This window comes from Micromonospora sp. NPDC005197 (assembly GCF_040608295.1).
Taxonomy (GTDB): Bacteria; Actinomycetota; Actinomycetes; order Mycobacteriales; family Micromonosporaceae; genus Micromonospora.
The window spans coordinates 24,995-43,443 of sequence record NZ_JBEXHY010000046.1 but is presented as its reverse complement, the minus strand read 5'-3'; the positions used below and the strand labels follow the sequence as shown (position 1 = coordinate 43,443).

Annotated in this window: 19 protein-coding genes; 7 read left to right on the top strand and 12 right to left on the bottom strand. The window is 72.6% G+C overall.

What is annotated here, in order from left to right:
* Positions 1-63 precede the first annotated feature (63 nt).
* The 8 genes from ABZU46_RS17255 to ABZU46_RS17220 form a co-directional block, all read right to left on the bottom strand.
* Entirely contained in the window at positions 64-1,062 is a 999-nt protein-coding gene (locus ABZU46_RS17255; RefSeq protein ID WP_354858735.1) for an aldo/keto reductase, read from the bottom strand.
* Between the two features lie 108 nt (positions 1,063-1,170).
* Positions 1,171-1,596 carry an alternative ribosome rescue aminoacyl-tRNA hydrolase ArfB gene (arfB, locus tag ABZU46_RS17250; RefSeq protein WP_354858732.1) on the bottom strand — a complete coding sequence of 142 codons (426 nt, stop codon included), beginning with the start codon at positions 1,594-1,596 and terminating at the stop codon, positions 1,171-1,173.
* A 34-nt stretch (positions 1,597-1,630) separates the two neighbouring features.
* Positions 1,631-1,927 carry a hypothetical protein gene (locus tag ABZU46_RS17245; RefSeq protein WP_354858729.1) on the bottom strand — a complete coding sequence of 99 codons (297 nt, stop codon included), beginning with the start codon at positions 1,925-1,927 and terminating at the stop codon, positions 1,631-1,633.
* A gap of 99 nt (positions 1,928-2,026) precedes the next feature.
* The gene (locus ABZU46_RS17240; protein WP_354858726.1) at positions 2,027-2,884 is read right to left on the bottom strand and encodes a trypsin-like peptidase domain-containing protein; all 858 of its coding nucleotides are present in this window, start codon (positions 2,882-2,884) and stop codon (positions 2,027-2,029) included.
* A 34-nt stretch (positions 2,885-2,918) separates the two neighbouring features.
* Positions 2,919-3,878 (bottom strand): VWA domain-containing protein, encoded by a 960-nt coding sequence (locus tag ABZU46_RS17235; protein WP_354858724.1) that lies wholly within the window; start codon positions 3,876-3,878, stop codon positions 2,919-2,921.
* Positions 3,875-4,912 (bottom strand): DUF58 domain-containing protein, encoded by a 1,038-nt coding sequence (locus tag ABZU46_RS17230; RefSeq protein WP_354858722.1) that lies wholly within the window; start codon positions 4,910-4,912, stop codon positions 3,875-3,877. The genes ABZU46_RS17235 and ABZU46_RS17230 overlap by 4 nt, the downstream gene beginning before the upstream one ends.
* Positions 4,909-5,958 (bottom strand): MoxR family ATPase, encoded by a 1,050-nt coding sequence (locus ABZU46_RS17225; protein WP_354858720.1) that lies wholly within the window; start codon positions 5,956-5,958, stop codon positions 4,909-4,911. Before ABZU46_RS17225 ends, ABZU46_RS17230 begins: the two co-directional genes overlap by 4 nt.
* Before the next feature lie 191 nt (positions 5,959-6,149).
* On the bottom strand, positions 6,150-6,665 hold the full coding sequence (locus ABZU46_RS17220) for a hypothetical protein (protein WP_354858719.1): 516 nt from the start codon (positions 6,663-6,665) through the stop codon (positions 6,150-6,152).
* Between the two features lie 322 nt (positions 6,666-6,987).
* On the opposite strand from ABZU46_RS17220, the gene ABZU46_RS17215 reads away from it, so the two are divergent.
* Entirely contained in the window at positions 6,988-7,974 is a 987-nt protein-coding gene (locus ABZU46_RS17215; protein WP_354858740.1) for an endonuclease/exonuclease/phosphatase family protein, read from the top strand.
* A gap of 72 nt (positions 7,975-8,046) precedes the next feature.
* Here ABZU46_RS17215 and cimA read toward each other — a convergent pair whose 3' ends face one another.
* On the bottom strand, positions 8,047-9,645 hold the full coding sequence (gene cimA, locus ABZU46_RS17210) for a citramalate synthase (RefSeq protein WP_354858716.1): 1,599 nt from the start codon (positions 9,643-9,645) through the stop codon (positions 8,047-8,049).
* Between the two features lie 318 nt (positions 9,646-9,963).
* On the opposite strand from cimA, the gene ABZU46_RS17205 reads away from it, so the two are divergent.
* The 4 genes from ABZU46_RS17205 (at position 9,964) to ABZU46_RS17190 (ending at position 12,458) form a co-directional block, all read left to right on the top strand.
* Entirely contained in the window at positions 9,964-10,524 is a 561-nt protein-coding gene (locus ABZU46_RS17205; protein WP_354858713.1) for a peroxiredoxin, read from the top strand.
* Between the two features lie 2 nt (positions 10,525-10,526).
* On the top strand, positions 10,527-11,057 hold the full coding sequence (locus ABZU46_RS17200) for a carboxymuconolactone decarboxylase family protein (RefSeq protein ID WP_354858710.1): 531 nt from the start codon (positions 10,527-10,529) through the stop codon (positions 11,055-11,057).
* 138 nt (positions 11,058-11,195) lie between these two features.
* Positions 11,196-11,654, top strand: coding sequence for a PRC-barrel domain containing protein (locus ABZU46_RS17195; RefSeq protein ID WP_234581286.1), 459 nt, complete (start codon positions 11,196-11,198; stop codon positions 11,652-11,654).
* A 57-nt stretch (positions 11,655-11,711) separates the two neighbouring features.
* Entirely contained in the window at positions 11,712-12,458 is a 747-nt protein-coding gene (locus ABZU46_RS17190; protein ID WP_354858708.1) for a tyrosine-protein phosphatase, read from the top strand.
* Positions 12,459-12,506: 48 nt separating this feature from the next.
* On the opposite strand, the gene ABZU46_RS17185 is transcribed toward ABZU46_RS17190, so the two are convergent.
* Positions 12,507-13,604, bottom strand: a complete 1,098-nt coding sequence (locus ABZU46_RS17185; RefSeq protein ID WP_354858705.1) for a branched-chain amino acid aminotransferase — start codon at positions 13,602-13,604, stop codon at positions 12,507-12,509.
* Positions 13,605-13,766: 162 nt separating this feature from the next.
* Positions 13,767-14,798, bottom strand: a complete 1,032-nt coding sequence (locus ABZU46_RS17180) for a 3-isopropylmalate dehydrogenase (protein ID WP_354858703.1) — start codon at positions 14,796-14,798, stop codon at positions 13,767-13,769.
* A 224-nt stretch (positions 14,799-15,022) separates the two neighbouring features.
* Here ABZU46_RS17180 and ABZU46_RS17175 point away from each other — a divergent pair, with 224 nt between their 5' ends.
* Positions 15,023-15,865, top strand: coding sequence for an FAD:protein FMN transferase (locus ABZU46_RS17175; protein ID WP_354858702.1), 843 nt, complete (start codon positions 15,023-15,025; stop codon positions 15,863-15,865).
* Between the two features lie 363 nt (positions 15,866-16,228).
* Positions 16,229-16,585 (top strand): hypothetical protein, encoded by a 357-nt coding sequence (locus ABZU46_RS17170; RefSeq protein ID WP_234581292.1) that lies wholly within the window; start codon positions 16,229-16,231, stop codon positions 16,583-16,585.
* Positions 16,586-16,753: 168 nt separating this feature from the next.
* Here ABZU46_RS17170 and serA read toward each other — a convergent pair whose 3' ends face one another.
* Complete coding sequence (gene serA, locus ABZU46_RS17165) at positions 16,754-18,352, bottom strand: phosphoglycerate dehydrogenase (RefSeq protein WP_354858700.1); 1,599 nt, start codon at positions 18,350-18,352, stop codon at positions 16,754-16,756.
* Between the last annotated feature and the right edge of the window lie 97 nt (positions 18,353-18,449).

Below are 18,449 nucleotides of genomic sequence, written 5' to 3'. Positions count from 1 at the left end.
CCGCTCCCGGCGCGCGTGGGTGGGCCCCCCCCGCGCGCCGTCGTCCCCCACACGACCGGGTCGTCATGACCGCTCGCTGTCCAGGAACGCCATCTGCGCCTCGTCGTACCGGCTGCCGGCCACCGCGTCGGCGGGGACGGCGGCCTCGATGGCGGCCAGGTCCGTCTCGGTAAGCGTGACCGCAGCGGCGCCGAGGGCCTCGGTGAGCCGGTCCCGGCGGCGGGCGCCGATCAGGGGTACGACGGTCTCGCCCCGGGCGAGCACCCAGGCGATGGCGATCTGCGCCACGGTGACGCCCCGCGCCTCGGCGATGGCGCGCAGCGCGTCCACGAGGGCGAGGTTGCGGTCCAGGTTCGCGCCGGCGAAGCGCGGCAGATGGCTGCGGAAGTCGGTGCCGGCGGTCTCCCGCCCCGCCGTCCAGTGGCCGCTGATCAGCCCTCGGGAGAGCACCCCGTACGCGGTGATCCCGACGCCCAGCTCACGCGCCGTCGGCAGGATCTCGGCCTCGGGGGCGCGGGAGATCAGCGAGTACTCGATCTGGAGGTCGCTGATGGGGTGCACGGCGTGCGCCCGGCGCAGCGTCTCGGCGCTCACCTCGGACAGGCCGATGTGCCGGACGTGACCCGCCTTGACCAGCTCAGCCAGGGTGCCCACGACCTCCTCCACCGGCACGTCCGGGGCGAGCCGGGCGGGGCGGTAGATGTCGACGTGGTCGGTGCCGAGCCGGCGCAGCGTGTACGCCAGGAAGTTCTTGATCGCGACGGGTCGGACGTCGTTGCCGTTCCAACCGCCGTCGACGTCGCGCAGCGCGCCGAACTTCACGCTGATCACCGCGTTGTCCCGGTTGCGGCCGCGCAGCGCCTCCCGCAGCAGCATCTCGTTGTGGCCCATCCCGTAGAAGTCGCCCGTGTCGAGCAGGGTGATGCCGGCGTCCAGTGCGGCGTGGATGGTGGCGACGCTCTCGGCCTCGTCGGCGGGGCCGTAGAGGTCCGACATGCCCATCAGGCCGAGCCCGAGCGCGGAGACGGTGGGGCCGGAGGTGCCGAGGGTGCGGGTGTCCATGAGGTCTTCCTCTCCTGGGTGACCTGCCGACCATACACACTTCGGCTGACAGATTCCAGATTCTGTCACTCGCCAGTCAGAGGGGTCACTCACGCTCGGTGACGATGACTACTCGCCGTCGACGCGGCGGTCGCGCTTGCGCTGCGACTGGCGCTTCTTCTCGGCCAGCCGACGTTCCTTGGCGCCCCGGGACGGCCTGGTCGCCCGACGCGGCGGCGGGGGCGGGGCGGCCGCCTCGCGCAACAGCGCAAGCATCCGCTCGCGGGCCGCCTCCCGGTTCGCAAGCTGCGCCCGGTGCTCGCTGGCCGCGATCGTCAACACACCGTCCACCAGTCGGTTGGCGAGCCGTGCCAGCGCCCGCGCCCGCAGCGACTCGGGCACGGCCGGAGAGTTGGCCAGGTCGTAGCTCAGCTCGACCCGGGAGTCGGCGGTGTTCACGCCCTGCCCGCCGGGGCCGGACGAGCGGGAGAAGCGCTCCCGCAGCTCCCCGGCGGGGACGACCCACCGATCGGTCACCCGCAGTCCGTCGTCCACGCCCCGAGGCTAGCCCGCCGCGGCCCGCCCCGGGTCACCGGCGCGGAGGCTCACTCTGCGTGGTGGACGGGCTCGGCGCCGGACCGGCGGTCTCGTCGTCCGAACCGACCGCGGCGTACGCCACGGCGCCGAACAGCAGCAACCCGATCACCGCGGCCTTCAGCGCGACCCCGCGGATCAGCACCCACGCGCCGCGGCGAGCGCCGGGCACCGATTTCTTCGCGGTCTGGTAATCGGTCCACCCGCGTCGCGCCCGGGCGTACGCCGACCCCACCGCACATCCGATGACCAGGCCCACCAGCAGGAGGACCGTGAGAAGAGGACGCTCCACCTCCGCCAGTATCCATATCGAGCGTCATATTTCCATGGCCCGATGACGTGTGGCCGGATATCCGACAATGGAGGCGACCCGACGGGCCGTCCGGGCAGCTCAGCCGCCCTTGCCGATGATCGTGTCGGCGGTCTGCTGCACCTGATCGATCGGGATGGCGAAGCCGATGCCGATCGACCCGTTGCCGTCGATGGTGGCGATCGCGGTGTTCACCCCGACCACCTCGCCTCGGGCGTTGACCAGCGGCCCGCCCGAGTTGCCGGGGTTGATCGACGCGTCGGTCTGCACCGCGCGGTGCCGGTTGTTGCCCAACCGCACCTGGCGGTCCAGCGCGCTGACGATGCCCGCGGTGACCGTCCCGGGCAGCCCCAGCGGTGAGCCGACCGCCAGCACCGGCTCACCGACCCGGGTGGCGCCCGGCTTGGCCAGCGGCAACGGGGCGAGGCCTGCCGACGGTGGCACCTTCAGCACCGCCAGGTCGCTGCGCGGCTCCCTGCCGATCACCTCGGCCTCGTACCGGCGGCCGTCGGGCAGCTCCACCGTGACCGGCCCACCACCGGCCTTGGCCAGGATGTGGTCGTTGGTGACCAGGTGCTGCTGGTCGTCGATGGCGAACCCGGAGCCGGTCGCGGACGCGCCGTTCGCGCCGCCGGCGAGCACCGACACCACACCGGGCACGGTCCGCTCGGCGGCGGTGACCAACTCCGCCGGCACCGGTGCGGCGGACGCCGCGGACGGCCCCGCGCCGTCCCGGCTGGCCACCACGCCGCCGGCCAGGGCGCCCGAGACGGCCGACACCGCCACGATCGCCAACGCGGCGAGCAGCCGGCCGGGGCGTCGCCCGCCGGGGTCCCGCCCCGAGCCGGGCGCGTCCCACCACCCGCGCCCGTCCGGGTCGAGCTCCGGCGAGATGAACCAGGGACCGCGCGGTTCGCCCAGTCCGGTCTGCACTGCCATGCGTACTCCTCACGGTCGACGTCGGCGCGGTGGATCAGGGCAGTCGGGAGAACCAGCGCATCGAGCCAGCGGCGGCACCCATCGCGAACACCAGTCCGAGGCCGATGAACCGGGCCGAGACGTCCTGACGTTCGGTGCGGTAGCCGACCGAGCTGCCGATGTCGTCGTAGACGGCGCGCAACTCGTCGACGGTGCTGGCCTCGTGGAACATTCCGCCGGTCTCGTCGGCGACTGCCTTGAGGGTCTGCCCGTCGACCGGCACCTGGATCGGCCGTCCGCCCCGGTCCACGAATCCCGACGGTGTGCCGAAGGAGATCGCGTGCACCGGCACCTTCGCCGCGACCGCCTCCGCCGCCGCCTCCATCGGGTCCATCCCCGACGTGTTGGCTCCGTCGGAGAGCAGGATGATCCGGGCCGGCGGTGGCTCCTTGGCGGCCTCGCTGTCCAGGCTCTTGACCGCGCCGAGCGAGGTGTTGATGGCCTCACCGATCGCGGTGCCCTGCACCCCGGTCACCCCCTCGGCGAGGCGACCGATGCCCTCGTCCAGGGCGTCCCGGTCGGTGCCGGGCGGCACCAGGACGGCGGCGCTGCCGGCGAACGCGACAAGCCCCACGTTGAACTCGTCGGGCAGACCCTCGACGAAACGTCGGGCCGCCTGCTTGGCCGCCGCCAGCCGGTCCGGCTCCACGTCGGTGGCCAGCATGGAGGTGGACACGTCGACGGCCACCATCACGGTGGCGCGTTCCCGGGGGACCCGGACCTCGGCGGTGGGCCGGGCGAAGCCGACCACGAGCAGCGCCAGCATGGCCAGGAACAGTCCGGCCGGAACGTGCCGGCGCCAGGCCGGACGAACGGGTGCCACCCGGTCCAGCAGCCGCAGGTTGGTGAAGCGGACGGCGTATTGGCTGCGTCTGCGCTGCATCACCAGGTACGCGCCGACCAGCGCGAGCACGCCGATCAGCAGCCAGAGCCGCAACGGGGACTCCCAGGTCACGCGGCACCTCCCCGGACGGCTCCGGCCGGCGCCGCGGCCATCCGCCGCTGGGCGTGCACGTGTCGGACGATGTCGGCGCTGAAGTCCCGATCGGTGCGCAGCGCCAGGTGTGTCGCCGCGCTCCGGCGCAACGCCTGGCGGACCTGGTCACGCTGGACGGCGGCGGCCGCGGCGTAGCGCTCCCGCAGGCGGCGGTCCGATGTGCACACCTCGCGGCGACGGCCGGTCTCCGGGTCGACAAGCGTGATCAGGCCGACGTCGGGAAGTTCCAGTTCGCGCGGGTCGGTCACCTCGATCGCCAGCACCTGGTGGCGGGCGGACAGCCGACGCAGGGTCCGCTCCCAGGGCGGCGGCTCGTCGGGGTCGTCGGGCAGGCCGTCGAGGAAGTCGGAGACCACCACGACCAGCCCGCGCTGGTTGGCGACCCGGTGCACCGCGTCCAGCCCGTCCGCCAACTCCGCCGCCGCGACCGGCTGCGGGGTCGCCAGCCGGGACCGGGGCCGGTCGTCGGGCTCGGTCGCGCGCGGCGCGGTCAGCAGCGCGCGGAGCAGACCGAGCAGATGGGTACGCCCGCTGCGGGCGGGAAAGCGTCGTACCCCGTCGGCGCCCAGCACCTGGGCGCCCAACCGGTTGCCGATGCCTGCGGTCAGGAAACCCACCGCCGCCACGGCGGCCACCGCCAGCTCCCGCTTGTCCAGCTCGGCGGTGCCGAACTCCATGCTGGCGCTGGCGTCGACGAGCAGCCAGGTGGTGAGTTCCCGGTCGGCGTCGACCTGTCGGACGTGCGGCACGGCGGTCCGGGCGGTCACCGCCCAGTCCATCCGGCGGACCTCGTCCTCCCCCGGCCGGTACTCGCGGCTGCCGGCGGGTTCGCTGCCCGGCCCGGGGAGCAGGCCACGGTACTGGCCGTGCAGCAGACCGTTGAGTCTCCGGGTGACGGTCAGTTCCAGTCGGCGCAGCCGCTGGTCGGGGGTCAGCTCGGCCAGGCCCGGGTCGGGCGGCGTGGCCACCGAGGTGCGGCCGGCGCGTCTCACGCCGCCGCCAGGTCGGGGGTCTGCTGGGGGTGCCCGGTGGCCACCCGGGGCGGCGGCACCGCCTCCACGAGCCGCCGGACCAGGCTCTCGGCCGAGACCCCGTCGGCCACGGCGTCGAAGGAGAGCACCAGCCGGTGGGAGAGGACGTCCACCGCCAATTCCCGGACGTCCTCGGGCAACACGTACTCCCGTCCCCGCAGCAGCGCCTGCGCGCGGGCGGCGGCGACCAGACCGAGCGTCGCCCGTGGGCTGGCGCCGTACGCCAGCAGCGGCGCGATCTCAGCCAGCCCGAACCGGCCCGGGTCGCGGGTGGCGAGGATCAGCCGGACCACGTACTCGGCCAGGGCGTGGTGGACGAAGACCCGCTCGGCGTGCGTCTGCAGGAGTCGCAGGCGTTGCGGGTCGAGCACCTGACGCGCGCTGGGCCGGTCGGTGCTCATCCGGTAGAGGATGGCCAGTTCGTCGGCGTCGCTGGGATAGTCGACGACCACCTTCATGAGGAACCGGTCGCGCTGCGCCTCGGGGAGCTGGTAGACCCCCTCGGACTCGATCGGGTTCTGGGTGGCCAGCACCAGGAACGGCGTCGGCACCGGCCAGCTGCGCCCGCCGATGGAGACCTGCCGTTCGGCCATCGCCTCCAGCAGCGCCGACTGGACCTTGGCCGGTGCCCGGTTGATCTCGTCGGCGAGCACCAGGTTGGCCATGATCGGGCCCAGCTCGATGTCGAAGGTCTCCTTGGAGGCCCGGTAGATCCGGGTGCCGACGATGTCGGAGGGGACCAGGTCCGGGGTGAACTGGATCCGGGAGAAGGTGCCGCCGACCACGGTGGCGAGAGTCTGCGCCGCGAGGGTCTTGGCCACGCCGGGCACGCCCTCCAGAAGGCAGTGCCCGTTGGCGATGAGTGCGGTGAGCAGACGTTCGACGAGCCGATCCTGCCCGACGATCACGCGTTTGACCTCGAAGAGGGTCTGTTCCAGCTCGGCGCCGGTCGGCTCGGGATCGACCGAGGTGGGCAGGCTGGCCAGGGTGTCCGAGATGTCCGTCACGGTGCTTGCTTCCCGGGCCGGGGCCCCGGCAAACGTGGGATTGTCGGGGCCGGACCGGGCCGTTGTGGTCCGCACGGGGATGGGTCGCCCGAAAGAGGAGCACCGGCACGAGCAGGCCGAAGCGGGACGCCCGGGCCGGGACGTGGACCGGCCCGCACGCGCGGGCATGGGGGCCGGTCCGGTCGGTTCGGTCAGAAGGTGTGCGTGAGCAGGGTGAAGCCCCGGTCGGCCGGGGTGCCGGACGAGTTGCGGGTCTGGATGAAGACCGAGTTGGGCGTGCCGAGGCGGGGCGCGACGGAGATCTCGCCAGCGGGCGGGATGCAGCAGGAGTCGGACCGCGAGATGGTCGCCAGGAAGGCGCCGGTCGAGACGTTCACGCCGAGTTGCACCTCGTACTGGCCGGGGCCGAACTTGATGACCGTGCCGTCGCCGCGGGCCTTGGTGCCGTTGGCGTTGACGACCGTGTAGAAGTTGGCGGTCGCCAGCGTGCTGGCCTTGCCGGCCTCCAGCGCCGCCTTGGCGCTGCGGGCCGACTGGGCCGTGACCGGCGGCTGCTGGGCGTCGCCCGTGGCGCGGGACGCCGGCTGGACGGCCTCCTGCGGTGCCTTCGCCGACGGCTGGGCGATGGCGATCCCGCCACCGGCCAGGGTGAGCGCCAGGACAGCGAACGTGACCGCCGCCGCCTTACGTCGGAAGGATGTGTTCATGACAGGTCCCCCTTGTGTGACCGGGTGAATTCGGCCGACCCGCGGGGCGGGACGGATAACTGCCGAAAATGAGATGTACGGCGGTGCTGAGAGCCCCGGGAGATTCGGTTTCTGGACGATCTATACCCATCTTGAACTGGGATTACTACTCAGCGTTGCGTCGTTTTGACCAGGTGGAACGTAGCACCGCAAAAAGCTTGACGTCAATAGTTGACCTCGCATTATGGCGGTGTCTTCCACCCGTCAGATAATTGTGAAAGGTGAGCCCATCGGCATTCACGAAATATGCGCGACGCCGACCGCTAGGCTGAGCGCCGTGATCATCGACGTGCCACCCGCACCCACCCGCCGTCGGCTGCCGATCGGCACGGCGCTCTGCTGGGCGGCCGTCGGGCCCACGGCCGCCTGGGCCACCGTGCGGCTGGCCGGGCTGGACCGGGGGCCGCTTGTGCAGGCGCTCGCCTTCACTCCGTACGTCGCCGGGTTCAGCGTGCTGGCCCTCGGCCTCACGGTCGCCCTGCGGCGCTGGTGGCCGGCGGCGGTCGCGGCCCTGGCCGCGGTGGCACTGCTCGGCGTGGTGGCGCCCCGGGCGCTGGCCGCGCCACAGCCGGCGGCGACCGGCCCGACGATCCGGCTGCTCACGGCCAACCTGCTCGCCGGGGCCGCCGACACGGGGGCGCTTGTCGAGCTGGTCCGGCAGCACCGGGTCGACGTGCTCACCGTGCAGGAGTTCACTCCGGAGGCGCAGGCGAGCCTGGACCGGCTCGGCCTCGACCGGCTGCTGCCCTACCGGCAGCTCAACGCGCACGTCGGCACGCCCGGGTCCGCGCTCTACTCGCGGTGGCCGATCAGCGACGCCGGCATCCGCAACAACCGCGGTGGCTGGGGGTTCACCCAGGCGTACGGCACGCTCGCCGTCCCCGGTGGCCCGCCGGTACGGGTCGAGTCGGCCCACCCCGCGGCGCCGTCCGCGCTGGACCAGGTCGGCGCCTGGCGTGCCGACCTGGTCGCCCAGCCACCGGCCACCCCCGGCGGCGGCCTGCGGATCCTCGCCGGGGACTTCAACTCCACCCTGGACCACGGGCCGCTGCGCGCACTGCTGCGCACCGGCTACGTCGACGCCGCGGACGCCACCGGCGAGGGCCTGACCGGCACGTGGGGCCCGTACGACGGTGACCTCATCCCCCCGGTCACGATCGACCACGTGCTTGTCGACCGCCGCATCGCCGCCGACAAGGTGACCGTGTTCGACCTGGCCGGCAGCGACCACCGCCCCGTCCTGGCCACCCTCCGCCTGCCCGCGGCCTGACCCCTACCGACCCGTCCCGACGTCCGGGGCACAAGCCGCAGACCGTCGACACACCGTGCAGGATCGCGGAGGTCAGGGAGTTGGCGTCGTGGCGGAGGCGGGGGCCAGGCCGTAGGTGAGGGCGTCGACCAGGGCATGCCAACTGGCCTCGACGACGTTGGGGTGCACGCCCACCGTCGTCCAGTCGCGGCCGCTGTCGTCGGCTGTCTCCAGGAGCACCCGGGTGACGGCGCCGGTGCCGTGGCTGCCCTCCAGGATGCGCACCTTGTAGTCGGCCAGCTCGAACTCGCGCAGCCGCGGATAGTGCCGCGCCAGCCCCACCCGCAGCGCCTCGTCCAGGGCGTTGACCGGGCCGTTGCCCTCCGCGGTGGCGATCACCCGCTCGCCGCGTACCCGGATCTTCACGGTCGCCTCGGAGACGACCGCGCCGTCCTCCCGGTGCTCGACCAGCACCCGGTACGACTCCAGGGTGAACGGCCGGGCCGGGCCGCCCTCCGGCAGCTCGGAGCGGACCAGCAGCTCGAAGGAGGCGTCCGCCGCCTCGAAGGACCAGCCGTCGGCCTCCAGCTCCTTGACCCGCTTGGTGACCCGGGTCAGCGCCTCCGGACGGTCGGTCAGGTCCAGGCCGAGCTCACGGCTCTTGAGCTCGACGCTGGCCCGACCGGCCATCTCGGTCACCAGGATCCGCATGTCGTTGCCCACCACCGACGGGTCCACGTGGTTGTAGAGCAACGGGTCGACCTTGATCGCGCTCGCGTGCAGCCCGGCCTTGTGGGCGAAGGCGGCGGCCCCGGCGTACGCCTGGTGGGTGTCGGGGGCGATGTTGGCGATCTCGGCGATGGCGTGCGAGACCCGCACCATCTGCGCCAGGCAGCCCTCCGGTAGGACGGGCATGCCGAGCTTGAGCTGGAGGTTGGCGACGACCGCGAAGATGTCGGCGTTGCCGGGGCGCTCGCCGTACCCGTTGGCGGTGCCCTGCACGTGGCGGACACCGGCCTCGACGGCGGCGATCGTGTTGGCCACGGCGCACGCGGTGTCGTTCTGCGCGTGCATGCCGAACAGCGCGGGGTCGACGCCGAGTCGGCTGGTCAGGTCGACGATCGCGGCGGTCACCTGGGACGGCAGCATGCCGCCGTTGGTGTCACAGAGGACCATCCGCTCGGCGCCCGCGGCGAGCGCGGTCTGCACCACTGCCGCGCCGTACGCCGGGTCGTGGCGGTAGCCGTCGAAGAAGTGCTCGCCGTCGACGAACACCCGGCGCCCCTCGGAGACAAGGTGGCTGACGGTGTCGTGGATCATCGCCAGGTTCTCCGCGCCGGTGGTGCGCAGCGCACGCTCGACGTGGCGGATGTCGGCCTTGGCAACCAGCGCGACGGCCGGGGTCTGCGCGTCCAGCAGAGCACGCACCTGGGGGTCGTCGGCGACCGCGAGGCCGGCCTTGCGGGTCGCGCCGAAGGCGACGAGCACCGCGTGCCGCAGAGTCAGTTCGGCGCGCGCCCGGCGGAAGAACTCGGTGTCCTTGGGCACCGCGCCCGGCCAGCCGCCCTCGATGAAGCCGACACCGAACTCGTCGAGCAGCCGGGCCACCGCCAGCTTGTCGACCACCGAGTAGGTGAGCCCCTCGCGCTGGGCGCCGTCGCGCAATGTCGTGTCGAAGACCTGGAACGTCATCAGGATCCTTTCTCGGAGCAACAAAAAGACCTCCCGCGGATGCGGGAGGTCTGCGCGCTCGGCGGAGGGAGAGCCGGCGCGCTAGGTCGCAATAATCAGGGTGGTGCTGGTCACGGCCTTTATTCTGCCACCGTCCCCTGGTTTTGGGAGAACCTATCCACATCGCGGGATGGTGACGGAACGTGGCCGTCCGCGCCGGTCGTGGCGCTCGTGATCGACTTCACAAGTCACCTGACCACTGACCGGCAGAAACACGCGTACGGGAGCATCTGGAACCGATCCAGTTACCGGCCCTCGTGCCGCTCTCAAGGAGGACATGTGCTCACTGTCGGTGACGGCTTCCCCGAGTACGAACTCACCGCCTGCGTGTCGCTCGACGCCGACAAGGCATTCGAGACGATCAACCACAAGTCCTACGAGGGCAAGTGGCGGGTGGTCTTCTTCTGGCCGAAGGACTTCACCTTCATCTGCCCGACGGAGATCGCCGAGTTCGGCCGGCTCAACGGCGAGTTCGCCGACCGGGACGCGCAGGTGCTCGGCGCGTCGGTGGACAACGAGTTCGTCCACTACGCGTGGCGCAAGGACCACCCGGACCTGCGGGAGCTGCCGTTCCCGATGCTCAGCGACATCAAGCGCGAGCTGTCCGAGGCGTGCGGCATCCTCGGCGCGGACGGCGTGGCCCAGCGCGCGACGTTCATCGTCGACCCCGACAACGAGATCCAGTTCGCCATGGTCACCGCCGGCTCGGTCGGCCGCAACGTCTCCGAGGTGCTGCGGGTGCTCGACGCCCTGCAGACCGACGAGCTGTGCCCGTGCAACTGGAACAAGGGCGGCGAGACCCTCGACGCCAACGCGCTGCTCGCCGGCGCCGGGGTCTGATCGTGGGCCTGGATGCGATCAAGGCGGCCCTGCCCGAGTACGCCAAGGACATCAAGCTCAACCTGGGCTCCACCGTCGGCACGTCGACGCTGACCCCGACGCAGGCGTGGGGCACGGCGCTGGCCTGCGCGGTCGCCGCCCGTAACCCGCTGGTGCTGCGCGAGATCGCCGCCGAGGCGGTCGAGCACCTCGGGCCCCAGGGCGTCGAGGCGGCCAAGGGCGCCGCGGCCATCATGGCGATGAACAACATCTACTACCGGGCCAAGCACCTGATCGGCGACGAGCAGTACGCCTCGATGCCGGCCCGACTGCGGATGCAGATCATCGCCCGACCGGGTGTCGACAAGGGCGACTTCGAGCTGTGGTGCCTCGCCGTCTCCGCGGTCACCGGCTGCGGGGTCTGCCTGGAGTCGCACGAGAAGGCGTTGCGCGGCAGCGGCTTCACCCGGGAGCAGGTGCACGAGGCACTGCGCATCTCCGCCGTGGTGCACGCCGCGGCGGTCACCCTGGACGCCGAGGCGGCACTGGCCTGAGCCAGGTACGCCCCGACGGGCCGACGCCGTGCCACGGCGTCGGCCCGTCGCCGTTTCCGGACCCCGACCGCCGGGTAGCTCCTGCGGGGACGCACCCAGCGACGCCGAGACGATCGGCGACAGTCAGGAGTGAACGGCATGGACAGGATCGACCCGCACGCCGCCCACGCCGGGCCCGACCCGCTGCACGGCGGTGATCAGGGCGCCGTGGCGGGCGGCGCACCGACCGGCACCTTCGACCCCTGGCGCTACCGGGATGCGGCCGGAGTGGCCGACGCCGACCTGGTCGGCTACAAGGTCGAGGCCACCGACGGCGGAGTCGGCAAGATCGACAGCGCCAGTCACGAGGTCGGCGGCAGCTACCTGGTCGTGGACACCGGGCCGTGGATCTTCGGCAAGAAGGTGATGCTGCCCGCCGGCACCGTCAACCAGGTCGACCACGACCAGCGCACCGTCTCCGTCGACCGCACCCGGGACCAGATCAAGGCCGCCCCGGAGTACGACGAGACCAGCCACAGCGACCCGACGTACCGGGACCAGCTGGGCGGTTACTACGACGAGACGTACGGCGCGCTTCCGCCGGGCACCGCGCGCTGACCGATCGGACCCAACGGCCGGTGGGGCGAAAAGCCCGCCGGCCGTTACCGTGTGAACGTGGACGCCATCGACGACACACGACCCATCCCGCTGCCCGCGACCTTCAACTTCCGCGACGTCGGCGGCTACCCCGGCCACGACGGCCGCACCGTACGCCGGGGTCGCCTCTACCGCTCCGACTCCCTGCACCGCCTCGACGAGCAGGACCGGGACGCGTTCGCCGCGATCGGCATCCGCACCGTCATCGACCTGCGCCGCCCCACCGAGGTGGAGCGCGACGGTCGGGTGCCGGCATACCAGGGGCTGACCTACCGGCACATCCACCCGGAGCACGAGGACTGGTCGGGTACGCCGCACGAGAAGGGCACCGACCTGGCCCGCTACCTCGCCGACCGGTACGCCGACCTGGCCCAGACCGGCACCGCGGGGCTGGCCGAGGCGATCGGACTGATCGCGGATTCCGCGAATGCCCCGGTGGTGGTGCACTGCGTGGCCGGCAAGGACCGCACCGGCATCGTCTGCGCCCTCACCCTCGCCGTCCTGGGCGTCGACGACGCCGACATCACCGCCGACTACGCGCTGAGCAGCGAGGCGTCGGCCCGGTTCAGTGCCTGGCTGGCCGCCACCATGCCGAACGCGGCGGAGGTGCCCGCGCCGTTCTTGGCGTCACCCGCCGAGGCCATGCAGATGTTCCTGGACGAGCTGCGCGAGGGGCACGGCTCGATCGAGGCGTACCTGCGCCACGCCGGGGTGACCGACGAGCAGCTCGCGGCCCTGCGCGACCACCTGCTCGACGAGGTCTAGCGGGCCGCGCTGACCGGCCCGTGGGAACGGGCCGGTCAGCGCCGGACGTCAGAGGACCCGGTGCACCCAGCCGTGCGGATCGGCGGCCTTGCCCCGTTGGATGTCGACCAGTTGCTGGCGCAGCGACATGGTGACCCGGCCGGGCTCGCCGCCCCCGATCAGGAACTCGCCGTCGGGGAAGCGCACCTGACCGATCGGGGTGATCACCGCGGCGGTGCCGCAGGCGAAGACCTCGCGGAGCCGGCCGCTGGCCGCGTCGGCCTGCCAGTCGGCGAACGTGACCGGCCGCTCCTCCACCCGGTGCCCGGCCTTGCCGGCCAGCGTCATGATCGCGTCCCGGGTGATGCCCGGCAGGATCGTGCCGGTCAGCGGCGGGGTGACCACCGAGTCGTCGTCGTAGACGAAGAAGACGTTCATGCCACCCAGCTCGTCGACGAAGCGGCGCTCCACCGCGTCGAGGAAGACCACCTGGTCGCAGCCGGCGTCGATGGCTTCGGCCTGGGCCGCCAGCGACGCGGCGTAGTTGCCGCCGCACTTGGCCGCGCCGGTGCCACCGGGCGCCGCCCGGGTGTAGTCCGGAGAGACCCAGACCGTGACCGGCTTGACCCCGCCGCTGAAGTACGCACCGACCGGCGAGGCGATCACCATGTAGAGGTATTCGTTGGCCGGGCGGACGCCGAGGAAGACCTCACTGGCGAACATGAACGGCCGCAGGTAGAGGCTGCCGTCCTCGCCGGTGGGGATCCACTCCCGGTCGATCTCGATGAGCTTGTGCAGCGAGTCGACGAACACCTCGGGCGGCAGCGCCGGCATCGCCATCCGCTGCGCCGATTCGACGAACCGGGCGGCGTTGGCGTCCGGCCGAAACATCGTCACGCCGCCGTCCGCGGTCCGGTACGCCTTCAGCCCCTCGAAGATTTCCTGCGCGTAGTGCAGCACCGCGCTGGCCGGGTCCATCGGGATCGGCCCACGCGCCTCCACCCGGGCGTCGTACCAGCCCTTGCCGTCGGCGTACCGCACGGTGACCATGTGGTCGGTGAAGACGCGGCCGAAACCCGGGTTGGCCAGCAGGGCGGCCCGGTCGGCGGCGGATACCGGCGCGGGATTCGGACGGATCTCGAAGTCGAGCTTGTCACCACCGCTCATCGCGCTGACCTCCCTGGGGAACAACGGCATGCGGGATCGCACACCGACATGGTTGTGCCAGAAACTTACCCCGAACGGTCGTTCAGCGGGTAGGGCCGCTCGGGACCGGGTGGACTGCCCGGACCGGCGGATGCCGCCGGTGACCCTGGCGGGTCGGAGGGGTCAGGCTACGGCGTGGGCGGCGAGCCGGTCGCCGACCTCGGCGGTGCGCAGCGCCGCGCCCGGGGTGCGGCCGGCCAGCTCGGCGGCGACCGCCGCGTTGACCCGGGCCGCCGCCTCGGCGTGCCCGAGCTGCTCCAGCAGCAGCGCGACGGAGAGCACCGCGGCCACCGGGTCGGCGACGCCCTGCCCGGCGATGTCCGGCGCCGAGCCGTGCACCGGCTCGAACATCGAGGGGTACGCGCCCTCGGGGTTGATGCAGCCGCTGGCGGCCAGCCCGATCCCGCCGGTGACCGCGGCGGCGATGTCGGTGAGGATGTCGCCGAACAGGTTGTCGGTGACCACCACGTCGTAGCGCTGCGGCTGGGTCACCAGGAACATCGCGGCCGCGTCGACGTGCTGGTATTCCGTCGTGACGTCCGGGTGCTCGGCGGCGACCGCCTCGAAGGCGCGCGCCCACAGCGACCCGGCGTGGGTCAGCACGTTGGTCTTGTGCACCAGGGTGACCTTGCGCCGCTCCCGGCGGTCGGCGCGGGCGAACGCATCACGGATGACCCGCTCCACGCCGTGTCGGGTGTTGAGGCTCTCCTCGGTGGCGACCTCGGCGGGCGTGTCGCGGTGCAAGGAGCCGCCGGCACCGGCGTAGAGCCCCTCGGTGCCCTCGCGCACCACCACCAGGTCGACCTCGCCGGGCTTCACGTTGCCCAGCGGACCGGCGACGCCGGGCCAGAGCCGCGACGGGCGCAGGTTGACGTACTGGTCGAAGGCGAACCGGAGCTTGAGCAGCAGGCCTCGTTCCAGGACACCCGGCGGAACCGTGGGGTCACCGACCGCGCCGAGCAGGATCGCGTCGTGCCCGGCCAGCTCGGTCAGCACCGAGTCGGGCAGCACTTCGCCGGTACGATGCCAGCGGGCGGCGCCGAGGTCGTACTCGGTGGCCTGCACGCCGGAAAGCACCGCGTCGAGGACCTTCCGAGCCTGCGCGACCACCTCGGGCCCGATGCCGTCCCCGGCCACCACAGCGATCCGCGCCACGCCCGTACTCCCCACGCTCGACTGCCCCGTCTCGGCAACGGTACGTCGGTGTCCCGCAACCCGGTACGATGCTTCCAACATTTGGGACAGCCGGATGCACAGCACCCTCTCAGCTGGGATTCATGGGGCGATCATCTCCGCTGCCTACGGTGGGGGCAGCGGGTCAGGGGGCCCGCGAACGGTGGTCGTGACGACGCGACGTCAACTGCGAGGGGGCAGGTGCCATGCGCATCGACGAGCAGCCGCGGACCCGCTGGCCGGATCCTTCGGCGTTCCGGAACCGCCGGCCGGACCTGCGGCTCGGCAGCCGCCGGCACCGGATCGACCCGACCGCCGCCACCGATGGCCGGATCGCCGTGCAGCACACCGTACGCACCGCGACCGCCGAGTACACCCTGCTGCTCAACGCCCCCGAGTGGCTCGGCCGTCGAGGCGTCGGCGAGGCGCTGCGGGACAGCGTCGCGGAGCTGCGCGCCGTCGACCTGACCTACGGCCCGAACCGCCCGGAGAGCCTGGTCTCCATGCTGCGGCGGGGAGAGGTCAACCCGGAGTCGTACCCCCCGCTGGCCGACCTGGTGGACCGCTGCACGGCCATGCGGGCCGCCACCGACGGCTGGTTCGACGCCTGGGCGGTGCCCGGCGGCTTCGACCCGGGCGGCCTGCTGGGCGGCTGGGCCGTGGAACGTGCCGCCGCCCGGCTGCGCGCCGCGGGCATCCACGACTACGCCGTACTCGCCGGCGCCGACCTGGTGGTCCGCGGCCGGGCGCCGCACGGCGGGCCGTGGCGGGTGGCGGTGCACCACCCGACGGCACCCGAGCGCGCGCCACTGGTGCTGGAGATGACCGCGGGGGCCGTCGGCACCTCTGGGGTGACCGGGCGTCAGGGGCACGTGGTCGACCCGCACACCGGCGAGCCGGCCAACCAGCTCGTCGCCGCGACGGTCGTCGGCCCGGACCTGACGGTCGCCGACGCGTACGCCACCGCGCTCTACGCCGCCGGGCCCACCGGCCTGGCCTGGTTCCGTGGCGGCTCCGACTATCGCGCGCTCTTCGCCCACCGGCGCTGAACCCGTCGCACGGAACTCCGGCTCGATTCGCACCTCGGCCGCCCGGATGGTCGGCTGGTCGGGCCGCTGCGATCGGCCCCCACGGCCTCGGCAACGGCCGTGGGGGCCGATCAGCGACGAGTGCGCGTGGCTCGCACAATCGAGGGGTGCGGACCGGTCGGGCCGGACGTCGGCCGCGCCACCCGAAGACGGGCCGGCGTCGCGACCTGCGGCCAGTAACCGCAGTCGTACGCTAGCGAATCGACGCAACTCGACGCAAGAGTCTCCACAGCGGACTCTCTTGACCGGAAAGCGGCGGGTCGGCGATTGGCCTGCGGCGAGGCAGTTTCGACATGGTGAACGACGGATGGCACGCTGTCCGCCGTGAGTTTCGATCTGAGTGTGTGGGCCCTGGAGGACGGGGCGACGCCCGAGGACGTGCGGGCAGCGGTCGACGGTTGCCGGCAGGGGCGGCACGTGGACCGTTACCCGGACCCGCGCGTTGTCGGCTTCTACCGGGCGATCACCGCGTCCTATCCGGACCGGCACCCCGGTCCGGACAGCCCGTGGGCCGTGGCGCCGCTGCACGCCGCCCACGACCACGTCGAGCTGAACCTGCACCCGACCTGCGCGGACCAGGTGCTGCTGGACATCGAGCGACTGGCCGGGGAGCACGGGCTGATGCTCTTCGACCCGCAGGACGGCTCGGTCTACCCGCCCCCGGCCCGACTGCCCCACTGACCCCGGGCGGGGCGGGCCGGGCATTCCGGCCGCGGGGCGCGCCGAGGGCCGGGCATCCCCCCGCCCCCGGGGTACGACAGAGGGGCCCGGCGCGTCGCCGGGCCCCCCGTGGTGCTGCCGTCTGTGCCGCCACGGCCGGTCGTGCGCGGCCGGTGGCGTGACCGCCGACTACTCGTCGCGCAGGTCCGCCGCGCTGGCGGCGGTCGCGCCGATCGAGTCGGCCGCCGAGGTGAGCAGGTCGGCGCCGAGCGCCTGGTCGACGGTGAGCGTCATCAGGGTCTCGCCGCCCGCCTCACGCCGGGCCACCTGCATCGCGGCGATGTTGATGCCCGACTCGCCGAGCAGGGTGCCGACGGTGCCGACGACGCCCGGCCGGTCGGCGTACCGCAGGAAGAGCAGGATGCCCTCCGCGGCGATCTCCACGTCGAAACCGTCCACCTCGGTCAGCCGGGGGACGTCGCGGGCGCCCGAGTGGGTGACCGTACCGGAGACGCTTACCGTCCGGCCGTCCGGCAGAGCGCCGCGCACCGTCACGAGGGTGGGCTGGTCGGCCGTCTCGGCCAGGCTGTCCAGCGTGACCTCGACGCCGCGCTCGGCGGCCAGGTGCGGGGCGTTGACGTAGGTGACCTGCTCCTCGACCACGGAGCTGAACAGGCCCTTCGTCGCGGCGAGCTTGAGCACCGACACGTCGTGGCTGACGATCTCGCCGCGCACCTCGACGGCGACGCTGGCGGCGACCCCACCGGCGACGGCGGTGAACGCGCGGCCCAGCTTCTCGGCCAGCGGAAGCAGCGGCCGGACGTCCTCGGCGACCACGCCGCCGGCCTGGACGTTGACCGCGTCCGGGACGAACTCGCCCTGCAGCGCCAGCTTCACGCTCTTGGCCACCGCCAGGCCCGCCTTGTCCTGCGCCTCGTGCGTCGAGGCCCCCAGGTGCGGGGTGGCCACCACGTTGTCGAAGGCGAACAGCGGCGAGGAGGTGCAGGGCTCCTTGGAGTACACGTCCACGCCGGCGCCGGCGACCCGGCCTTCGGCGATGGCGTTCGCGAGCGCCTGCTCGTCCACCAGGCCACCGCGGGCGGCGTTCACGATGCGGACGCCGGGCTTGACGATCGCCAGCTCCTTCTCACCGATCAGGCCCACCGTCTCCGGCGTCTTGGGCAGGTGGATGGAGATGAAGTCGCTCTCGCGCAGCAGCTCGTCCAACCCGACCAGACGGACGCCGAGCTGCGCCGCGCGGGCCGGCTGGATGTAGGGGTCGTACGCGATCAGCCGGGTGCCGAAGGCGGCGATGCGAGACGCGAAGAGCACCCCGATACGACCGAGCCCGACCACGCCGACGGTCTTGCCCTGCACCTCGACACCGGTGTACTTCGACCGCTTCCACTCCCCCGCCTTGAGCGCGGAGCTGGCGCTCGCGGTGTTACGGGCCACGGCGAGCAGCAGTGCGACGGCCTGCTCGGCGGCGGACACGATGTTGGAGGTGGGCGCGTTGACGACCATGACGCCCCGGGCGGTGGCGGCCGGCACCTCGACGTTGTCCAGCCCGACGCCGGCCCGGGCGACCACCTTGAGTCGCGGCGCGGCGGCGATCGCCTCGGCGTCGATCTGGGTCGCGCTGCGCACGATGACGGCGTCGGCCTCGGAGAGCGCCGCGAGCAGGGCCGGACGGTCGGTGCCGTCGACGTGCCGGACGTCGAAGTCGTGGGCGAGCACCTCGATGGCGGCGGGGGCGAGTTCTTCGGCGATCAGTACGACAGGATTCATCGGTCCTCGTAGAGGTCGTGTTTGCGATCGGCCCGGGCGGCGGGGCGCCGCACTGCGCCCCACGCTGATCCGTGCCGTGGCCGTCAGGTGCCGGCTC

Excerpts from the sequence above, each read along its gene's own strand:
- serA (WP_354858700.1), bottom strand. The coding sequence starts at position 18,352 with ATGAATCCTGTCGTACTGATCGCCGAAGAACTCGCCCCCGCCGCCATC.
- ABZU46_RS17240 (WP_354858726.1), bottom strand. The coding sequence starts at position 2,884 with ATGGCAGTGCAGACCGGACTGGGCGAACCGCGCGGTCCCTGGTTCATC.
- ABZU46_RS17175 (WP_354858702.1), top strand. The coding sequence starts at position 15,023 with ATGCGCATCGACGAGCAGCCGCGGACCCGCTGGCCGGATCCTTCGGCG.
- ABZU46_RS17255 (WP_354858735.1), bottom strand. The coding sequence starts at position 1,062 with ATGGACACCCGCACCCTCGGCACCTCCGGCCCCACCGTCTCCGCGCTC.
- ABZU46_RS17185 (WP_354858705.1), bottom strand. The coding sequence starts at position 13,604 with ATGAGCGGTGGTGACAAGCTCGACTTCGAGATCCGTCCGAATCCCGCG.
- cimA (WP_354858716.1), bottom strand. The coding sequence starts at position 9,645 with ATGACGTTCCAGGTCTTCGACACGACATTGCGCGACGGCGCCCAGCGC.
- ABZU46_RS17220 (WP_354858719.1), bottom strand. The coding sequence starts at position 6,665 with ATGAACACATCCTTCCGACGTAAGGCGGCGGCGGTCACGTTCGCTGTC.
- ABZU46_RS17195 (WP_234581286.1), top strand. The coding sequence starts at position 11,196 with ATGGACAGGATCGACCCGCACGCCGCCCACGCCGGGCCCGACCCGCTG.